The organism is Peptostreptococcus anaerobius VPI 4330 = DSM 2949 (assembly GCF_000381525.1).
Taxonomy (GTDB): Bacteria; Bacillota; Clostridia; order Peptostreptococcales; family Peptostreptococcaceae; genus Peptostreptococcus; species Peptostreptococcus anaerobius.
Genome location: NZ_KB906614.1, coordinates 45276 through 53776 on the forward strand (window position 1 = coordinate 45276; position 8501 = coordinate 53776).

General features: G+C 36.1%; 6 protein-coding genes and 1 pseudogene. 2 read left to right on the top strand and 5 right to left on the bottom strand.

The window, feature by feature from the left end; translation table 11 throughout:
* The first annotated feature begins 321 nt into the window (after nt 1-321).
* Both hydA and F823_RS0104565 read left to right on the top strand, forming a co-directional pair.
* Nucleotides 322-1701 (top strand): dihydropyrimidinase, encoded by a 1380-nt coding sequence (gene hydA / locus F823_RS0104560; protein WP_002843416.1) that lies wholly within the window; start codon nt 322-324, stop codon nt 1699-1701.
* A gap of 103 nt (nt 1702-1804) precedes the next feature.
* Complete coding sequence (locus tag F823_RS0104565; protein WP_002843438.1) at nt 1805-3082, top strand: Zn-dependent hydrolase; 1278 nt, start codon at nt 1805-1807, stop codon at nt 3080-3082.
* A gap of 220 nt (nt 3083-3302) precedes the next feature.
* On the opposite strand, the gene F823_RS0104570 is transcribed toward F823_RS0104565, so the two are convergent.
* From F823_RS0104570 to F823_RS11160, 5 genes and pseudogenes are all read right to left on the bottom strand, one after another.
* Nucleotides 3303-4649, bottom strand: a complete 1347-nt coding sequence (locus F823_RS0104570; RefSeq protein ID WP_002846658.1) for a glucose-6-phosphate isomerase — start codon at nt 4647-4649, stop codon at nt 3303-3305.
* Between the two features lie 208 nt (nt 4650-4857).
* Nucleotides 4858-6456 carry an NAD(P)/FAD-dependent oxidoreductase gene (locus F823_RS0104575; RefSeq protein ID WP_002846659.1) on the bottom strand — a complete coding sequence of 533 codons (1599 nt, stop codon included), beginning with the start codon at nt 6454-6456 and terminating at the stop codon, nt 4858-4860.
* A 53-nt stretch (nt 6457-6509) separates the two neighbouring features.
* Nucleotides 6510-6884, bottom strand: a complete 375-nt coding sequence (locus F823_RS0104580) for a hypothetical protein (RefSeq protein ID WP_002843440.1) — start codon at nt 6882-6884, stop codon at nt 6510-6512.
* A gap of 10 nt (nt 6885-6894) precedes the next feature.
* The gene (locus tag F823_RS0104585; RefSeq protein WP_002843415.1) at nt 6895-8004 is read right to left on the bottom strand and encodes an SEC-C domain-containing protein; all 1110 of its coding nucleotides are present in this window, start codon (nt 8002-8004) and stop codon (nt 6895-6897) included.
* A 288-nt stretch (nt 8005-8292) separates the two neighbouring features.
* A pseudogene (locus F823_RS11160) lies at nt 8293-8501 on the bottom strand (hypothetical protein); the annotation flags it as partial.

Below are 8501 nucleotides of genomic sequence, written 5' to 3' on the forward strand. Positions count from 1 at the left end.
GCTCATAAAGAAATGTTTTTTCATAGCCTGTCACCTATTTATTTAACTGATCTTCAAGTACTTTGTGGATTTCTATACAGTTTCAATATATCAAATTTTCTAAAAATTACTATTGACCTTTTAATTCTTTGGTGATATCATAGTTACATAATAATCAATCAAATTCAATAAAATCTTAGATTTTAATTCTTTAATTAATAATCTATAGCGTGTCAAGCTTTATTCGTATGTAAATCAAACTATATTACAAGAAAACAGCCAAATTCAAAAAACTAATAGCCAAAATTTAAACAAATAATATAAGAAAAGGGGGACTTTTGTATGTCTACTTATGATTTAGTAATTAAAAACGGTAAAATTGTTACAAGCGGCGATTCTTATGTTGCTGATATCGGTGTTAAGGACGGTAAGGTTATTGAAATTGCTACTTGTATAGACGGTGAAAACGTTTATGACGCAAAGGGCAAGTATCTAATACCAGGTGGTATAGATGTTCATACACATCTTGATATGCCATTCTGTGGTACATTCTCAAGCGATGACTTCTTAACTGGTACTAAGGCAGCAGCAATAGGTGGTACAACTACAGTTGTTGACTATGCTATCCAGCCAGGTGGAAAGACTCTTAAGGATGCTATAGATATATGGAAAGAAAAGGCTGAAGGAAAGGCTGTTATAGATTATGGTTTCCATCTTGCAGTTACAAATCTTGATGACCAGGCGAGAAAAGACCTTCCAGAACTTTTAAAGAATGGATTCTCTTCTTTCAAGGTATTTATGGTTTACGATGGCATGAGACTAAGTGACAAGGAGCTTCTTGAAATACTTCAGATAGCTAAGGATAATGATGGTCTTGTATGTGTACACGCTGAAAACTATGACTCTATCAACTACAATATAGCAAAATTACTAGCTGATGGTAAGACTGATCCAGTGTACCATGCTATTTCAAGACCTCAAAAATGTGAGGCAGAAGCTACAAACAGGGCTGTCAAACTTGCAGAAATGGTAGATGCTCCTATCTATATCGTTCATGTAAGTAACAGGGAAGCTGCAGATGTTATAGCAAGATCTAGACAGGAAGGTTTCAAGACTATGGGAGAAACTTGTACTCAGTACCTACTTCTTTCAATAGACAATTATTTAGAACCAGATTTTGCAGGATCTAAGTATGTAATGAGCCCTCCACTTAGAGAAGGATTCAATAATGAACTTCTTTGGGATTCACTTAAGTTTAGCAAGCTACAGACTATAGCAACTGACCACTGTCCATTCTTTATGGAGCAGAAAAAGATGGGATTAAATGACTTTACTAAGATTCCAAATGGTGCTCCTGGCATAGAAGCAAGACTTGCCCTAATCTACCACAACGGTGTTAATGAAGGTCGTCTACCAATAGAAAAATTTGTTGAATTGACTTCTACTAACCCAGCTAAGATATTTGGTATGTATCCTAAGAAGGGTACTATAGCAGTAGGATCTGATGCAGATATAGTAGTATTCGATCCAGAAAAGGAAGTAACTCTATCAGTTGACAACCTACACGAAAATGTAGACTACACTCCATTTGAAGGCTTCTCTGTAAAGGGATATCCAGTAGCTACATTCTCTAGAGGTGACCTTGTTGCAGAAAACGGAGAATATGTAGGGTCAGAAGCAAGAGGACAGTTGATCAAGAGAGGAAAGCCACAGTTAGTATAATTTAAGAATATAAATTAATAAGATTAGATTAATAGAATAGATTGCTAGTATTGTTTATCAATATTAGAATATATGTGATTACAAGAAAGGGGTACTAAGAACTATGTATAAATGTGATTTAGGAAGAATGTCTGAGAAGATACATACTTTTTCAAAATTTGGAGATGCTGGACACGGTGGTATAACTAGATACTCACTAAGCCCTGAAGCTATCCAGGCAAGAGATTATTTCAAGGAAAGAATGGAAAAAATAGGTGCAATCGTAACTACTGACGACGTTGCAAATATGTACGCTACTCTACCAGGTTCTGAACCAGGTCTAAAGAAAATAGTTACAGGATCTCATTGTGACTCTGTTAAAAACGGTGGTAACTACGATGGTATCCTAGGTGTAATGGGTGCTATGGAAGTTCTTGAAACAATCGTAGCAAATAAGATTCCACATAGACACGACATAGTTGCTATGATTTGGACTAATGAAGAAGGTTCTTTATATCCACCAGCTATGATGTCTTCTGGTATAGTATGTAATGACTACCTACCTGAAGACCTAAGAGGAAACTTCAAATTTGAAAATATGATGAAGTCTAAGAGCGTTGAAGATGGTGTTACTACTTTCGGTGAAAAGTTAGCTAACTTCAAATACAAGGGAGACAAGAAAAACAGATTAAATCCTGAAGAATATATGTGTGATTTTGAACTACATATAGAACAGGGTCCTATCCTTGAAGATGAAGGAAAGACTGTTGGTATAGTTGACTGTGTACTTGGTATGTTCAACTACAGAATCAGTTTTACAGGCCAGGCAGCCCACGCTGGTACATTCCCAATGGACAAGAGAAGAGATGGTCTATTCGCTGCTTCTCAAGCTCTTTGCTACCTACATGAAGAAATCGACAAGCTAAATAGACCTGAACTTGTATATACTACAGGTGAAATTGTTTGTCATCCATGTGTACATACAGTAATACCAGACTATGTTGAATTCTCTCTAGATGTAAGACATGAAGATCCAAAGGTTCTTGAAGCAGTTCGTAAGATAGTACTTGGCCTAGCTGACAAAAAGTGGGCTGGATGTACTTGCGAAGTTAAGTTAGCTTGGGAAAGAGACACAGTATATTGGAATAAGCAGTTGGTAGACTTCGTTCAGGAATCAGCTGACGAACTAGAAATACCAAATATGCCAATACACTCTGGAGCAGGTCATGATGCACAGTTCGTTGCATATATGATACCTACAACTATGATATTCGTAGTAACTAAGGATGGTCTATCTCATTGCGAACCAGAATTTGCTTCAGATGAACAGTGTACAGAAGGTGCTTCAGTGCTTCTAAACGCTATTCTAAAGGCAGACAAGCTAGACGATATAGCTAAATAAAGACCTTTGATCCCTGCATGGTCAAAGTAAAATATAAGTAATAAGACCTTAATTAAAAATCAAAAAATAAAAACCTAATATAATAACAAAATAGTAGTAAGTAAAACGCTAATTACAAAACCAAAAATAAGCCAAAAAATAGTTGGCATCCACGCCTCCCGTTGAGTTCTGGATGCCAACTTTATTTTATTGACTACAAATTTTTTATTCTATTTTATATTTATAATCTAGCTTCTAGCTCTTTCTTCTTTTCTTCAAATCCTGGCTTTCCTAATAGGGCAAACATATTTGTCTTGTAGTCTTCAACACCTGGCTGGTTGAATGGATTTACACCCATCATACAACCACTGATTCCACAAGCTATTTCGAAGAAGTATACCATCTGTCCAAAAGTATATTCGTCTAGTTTCTTTATGTTAATTATAAGGTTTGGAACATCTCCATCTGTATGAGCAAGTAGAGTACCCTCAAATGCCTTGTGGTTTACAAAGTCAACTGTTTGACCTGCAAGATAGTTAAGACCATCTAAATCTTTTTCATCAGACTTTACAGCAAGGTTTCTTCTTGGTTCTTCAACGTTTAGAACTGTTTCAAACAAGAATCTTCTACCATCCTGGATATACTGACCCATTGAGTGTAGGTCTGTAGAGAAGTTTACTGATGCTGGGAATATACCCCTCTGGTCCTTTCCTTCACTTTCTCCAAATAACTGCTTCCACCACTCTGAGAAGTACTGTAACTGAGGTTCATAGTTTACAAGTAACTCTGTATCCTTACCCTTTCTTGAAAGAATTGTTCTAGCTGCTGCATACTGGTAGGCATCGTTGCTCATTAAATTTTCATTTGAGTATTCAACCTTGGCATCTGCCGCACCCTTCATCATTGCATCTATGTCAAATCCTGCTGCTGCAATAGGTAATAGACCAACTGGTGTAAGTACTGAATATCTTCCACCTACATCATCAGGTATAATGAAAGTTTCATATCCTTCTTCATCTGCCATATTTCTAAGGGCTCCTCTAGCCTTATCAGTAGTAGCGTATATTCTACTTGCTGCTCCTTCTTTACCATATCTCTTTTCTAGGTCTTCCTTAAATACCCTAAATGCAAGAGCTGGCTCAGTTGTAGTTCCTGACTTAGAGATTACATTTACTGAGTAGTCCTTGTCTGCTACTAGGTCTAATAGGTCTAGTAGGTATGATGAACTTATAGAGTTACCAGCGAAGTATATCTGTGGAGCCTTTCTTTCTTCTCTTGATAGGTCATTCTTGAATGCAGATCCCAGCATATCAAGGGCTGCCTTAGCTCCTAGGTATGATCCACCTATACCGATAACGATTAGAACATCTGATTCAGACTTTATCTTTTCAGCTGCCTTCTTGATTCTTGCAAATTCTTCCTTGTCATAGTCTTGAGGAAGATCCATCCAACCTAAAAAGTCAGATCCTGGACAAGTCTTTCCATGCAACATCTTGTGGGCTGCTGCTATAAAAGGTTCCATTGCCTCTACTTCTCTCTTCTCTAAAAACTTTCCTGCCTTACCATAATCAAATCTTAAGTTACTCATTGTTACCTTCTTTCTTTCATTTATATGAAATATTTATTACCAAAATCTACACACCAAGAATATGATATGCTCTTTACAATCACTTAATACACAATATATCTTATTAATAGTTTGGTATCTTGTCAAGATGTATTGATGATTTTTACACATTTTCTTTATATTTATATATATGCCTCTTCAACCTTGACTTTAACATATTTTTTAGTTACTAAACAATTTTTGTATATTCTTCTATAATTTTTTCTGCACACTTGATACCATCAACTGCCGCTGTAACTATACCTCCTGCGTATCCAGCACCTTCTCCGCATGGGTATAATTTTTTTATAGATAGGGATTCTAGAGTATCTACATCTCTTTTTAGCCTAACTGGTGCAGAAGACCTCGTCTCTATTCCTGTCAATACTGCATCATTCATAGCGAATCCATGTAATTTTCTATCCATACTCCTAATCCCCTCTTTCATAGACTCAACTACAAAAGGTGGTAGGCATCTTGATAGGTCTGTCATAGTAACACCAGGACTATAAGACGGACAAACCGAACCTATACTAGTCGATGGCTCTCCCCTTAAAAAGTCTCCTACTAGTTGGCAAGGTGCCTTGTAGTTTGAACCGCCTAACTGATAGGCCAATCTCTCATATCTCTGCTGGAACCATATCCCTGCAAGTGGGTGGTCGGACTCGTAGTCACTAGTGTTTATACTGACCAAAAGACCGCTGTTGGCATTTGCCTTATCTCTTGCATGTTCACTCATGCCATTAGTGACCAACTCACCCTCTGTTGAAGCAGATGCTATTACACTGCCGCCTGGACACATACAGAAAGTGTATACACTCCTACCATTTGATGTTTGGGCAGTCAACCTATAGTCTGCTGGTCCTAGCTTTTCATGACCGGCAAATTTACCATACTGGGCATGGTTTATCATATCCTGAGGATGTTCAATTCTTGCACCTATGGCAAATGGCTTTTGCTCAACGTGCATACCTCTTTTATAGACCATTTCATAGGTATCCCTTGCACTATGGCCTATGGCAAGTATCAGGTGTTCAACGTCAATCCACTCAGAACCGTTGATTTCTATAGATTTTATATTACCCGCTTCTACTTTCATATCAGTAAGCTGGGCATCAAACCTAACCTCTCCACCAAGCTTTATTATCTCATTTCTGATATTCTTGACTACATTTTTAAGTATGTCTGTTCCAACATGAGGCTTGTGAGAATATAAAATCTCCTCTGGTGCACCATGCTTTACAAATTCCTCAAGGACCCTGGTAGACCTTATATCCTTGAGTCTTGTAGTCAGCTTACCATCTGAAAAGGTACCTGCTCCACCCTCTCCAAACTGGACATTTGACTTGGGTTTGAAGTCTCCACCTGACCAAAAATTCTCTATATCCCTTGTTCTCTGATCTACATCCATACCCCTTTCAAACATAAGAGGTTTGTAACCTCTCTGGGCTAGGATAAGACTTGCAAAAAGTCCAGCTGGTCCAGAACCTACGACTACAGGTCTGTGTTTGAGTGACTTATCCCCCATTTTGACATCAATATACCTGTTTGTATCTATATGTGTAGTATCTTTGGGCTTGAACTTTAGGATTTTATCCTCATTTTTAACAAGTATATCAACAGTATATACCAATAGGATCTTGTCCTTTTTTCTAGCATCCACAGATTCCTTGTATATGCTGTATTCCAATATATCACTGTTTTTTATCTTCAGCTTTTTTAGTAGCTTTTCTCTGACCAAATCAATTTTATCATCTATATCTATCTTGATATTAGATACTCTTAGCATCCTTACCTCCTATAAAAAAGGACTACCGGGCTTTACCCAGTAGTCCACACTATTTATTCTTTAGAAATCAAGCCCCTTATAAGCTTCATATTGTTGAAAATCTTCTCTAGGAAGTCCTCAGCAACTTCGTCATCAAGCAATTTAATTTCTAGATTCTCGTCCTTATCTATACCCTTATCTTTGCAGTATTCCATGGCCAAATCCATAATATCTCTTTTTGAAGTTTCATCTAACCTATAGTCCTTATAGTCAACAATCACATATTGCTTTGTTGTCTGTAGGTCATCCTTATTGTAGCCTATCTCTATATGGTAGATTACAGCATATAGGTTCTCTATAGCCTCTTCTCCCTTATATACAGGAACTGCAGGATTAGATCTAATAAAATTTGTAGCAACAGGTATTGTCTTACCAATTTTTAAAGTCATATTTTTCTCCTTAATCACTAAATACAGCGGATATTTCCTTATTTCTCTTAGCTAGGGTACTTGTACTTACTCCGTATTCCTTAGCTATGGCAGACTGTGTTGCAGCTATGTCGTTTTGCTTCTTGTAATAGTATTCAAGGCCTGCTGCCCATCCATTCTCAGAGCCACCGATATTAATCTTGTCAGCTATATCTATCCAAAGTCTCATTATACCCTTGTATATTTCTTCGTCTTTTATTTTTTCCTTGAATATATGATCAAGGTTTAAGGTATCTTCATTCTGACCTTCTCTAACTACCTTGGATGATTCTAGTGTAGCTACCTTATCCTCTTGGTCTTCTATAGATTCTATGGTCTCTTCTAGCTCATTGTCCTTGTAGTCGCTAATCTGTAATAACTGTAGCATATACTTGTAGAAGAATAGTGAATTCATGGCTACAAAGTACTCTAAGTTGCCTATCTTATCCTTATTTTCTTCAAATGCCTTCATTATAGCATCGTATATCATGTTCTTAGTTTCTTCTTGGATTCTTATAGTCAGGTCTATTAATACATATATATCACCTATTCTTACAGGTCTTCCTAGTATATAGTCCCCTATAGCAAAGTTACCAAGTATCTTAGAATCAAGAGTCTTGTACTTGTGACCAGTGAACATATCCTTTATCACTACTTCTATATCATCTATTTTATCTATAGTGAATAGACTTGGATATGAATTTACACAAGAATATACTATATTCTTTTCATCCTGATTAAACCTAAAGTGGTTCACAGTGTATATTGCTGGTGTAGTATCTCTATCAATCATATAGTCATAAGAGAAATATGATGCAAAAAATCTATTAGATGCTATATTGCTAGTCAACATATCTCCAAAAAGATTGTTTCTTGATTCCTCTTCCATCTTAGCAAAATTTTCATCTTTATCTATCAATTCTTCTAAGTGGTGCCCCAACTTAACTATTGTAGCTGTATAATTTCTGTCTATCTTGTCTTTTCTATCCAGAAGGGCTTTTTTATTAAGTTCATCAACCCTACCTGATTTGTCTTTTTCCATACAACAATTCTTATATTTTTTCCCACTTCCACAGTGACATAGATCATTTCTTTTTAACATTTGTAACTGCTCCCTAATCTTTTATTTATATTCACTCTTAAAACCTCTCATTTAAGAGGTATACAGCGCACACAAAAAAGCACATCTTACTTGTGCATTACAATTAATTATATCACACAATGGACAAAAAATACATAAATATTTACTTCTTGTTTCTCTTACTTTTCTTAGTTGTCAATACATATGTTACACTTACGAGAAAGTTTTTCAAAATACTTGCTATTTTATCGAAAATTATAAATGGATAAGTCAAGGAGTAAAGCTTTGCGTACCTTGACTTAGTTCATTTTAATTTTCACAATAGCAGGCTGTATTTTTGAAATACTCTTCTACAACTTCATTTGGACTTTTAAATTTTAAACTTGTTTTTGCCGTACTATTATATCTTCTTTCATGCTTTGCCACCTGATTTATCAGATCTTTTTCGCTAGTAAATACTTTTCGATTATATAAAATCTTACCATCTTCCCTGTGACTTCTTTCTACTTTTCCATTTT

Coding starts and splice junctions, on each gene's coding strand:
- hydA (WP_002843416.1), top strand. CDS start 322: ATGTCTACTTATGATTTAGTAATTAAAAACGGTAAAATTGTTACAAGC.
- F823_RS0104565 (WP_002843438.1), top strand. CDS start 1,805: ATGTATAAATGTGATTTAGGAAGAATGTCTGAGAAGATACATACTTTT.
- F823_RS0104570 (WP_002846658.1), bottom strand. CDS start 4,649: ATGAGTAACTTAAGATTTGATTATGGTAAGGCAGGAAAGTTTTTAGAG.
- F823_RS0104575 (WP_002846659.1), bottom strand. CDS start 6,456: ATGCTAAGAGTATCTAATATCAAGATAGATATAGATGATAAAATTGAT.
- F823_RS0104580 (WP_002843440.1), bottom strand. CDS start 6,884: ATGACTTTAAAAATTGGTAAGACAATACCTGTTGCTACAAATTTTATT.
- F823_RS0104585 (WP_002843415.1), bottom strand. CDS start 8,004: ATGTTAAAAAGAAATGATCTATGTCACTGTGGAAGTGGGAAAAAATAT.